The sequence below is a fragment of the Diplocloster agilis genome (assembly GCF_019042275.1).
GTDB classification, from domain to species: Bacteria; Bacillota; Clostridia; order Lachnospirales; family Lachnospiraceae; genus Diplocloster; species Diplocloster agilis.
In genome coordinates this window covers 1-298 of the sequence record NZ_JAHQCW010000109.1, presented here as the reverse complement: position 1 = coordinate 298, position 298 = coordinate 1, and the positions used below count along the sequence as shown (strand labels likewise).

1 protein-coding gene is annotated in these 298 nt (G+C 46.3%); it reads right to left on the bottom strand.

Annotated elements, in window-relative coordinates; translation table 11 throughout:
• Nucleotides 1-34 precede the first annotated feature (34 nt).
• Nucleotides 35-298 (bottom strand): hypothetical protein (locus KTH89_RS24770; protein ID WP_238723472.1); only part of this gene is annotated, 264 nt, incomplete at its 5' end.

The window sequence follows — 298 nt, the reverse complement described above, 5'->3', positions numbered from 1 at the left end:
CATTGCTCAGAATGCAGATAAGTCCTCACAGGAACTACTCGTATCTTGCAGGCAAGGCATTAATCAAAATGCTGCTGACATCGCTCTGCTTGATGACCTCATTTCTCCATTGCTCTCTCAGGGGCAGTCTCTCGCTCACATTTATGCCTTTCACGGGCATGAGATTCCTTGTTCCAGAAAGACGCTCTACAATTATATCGACCTGGGCGTTTTTACTGCCAAGAACATCGATCTGCGTCGCAAGGTACGTTACAAATGTAAGCCTAGAAAAACCGGTACAAGAGTAAGTCTGGCTGCA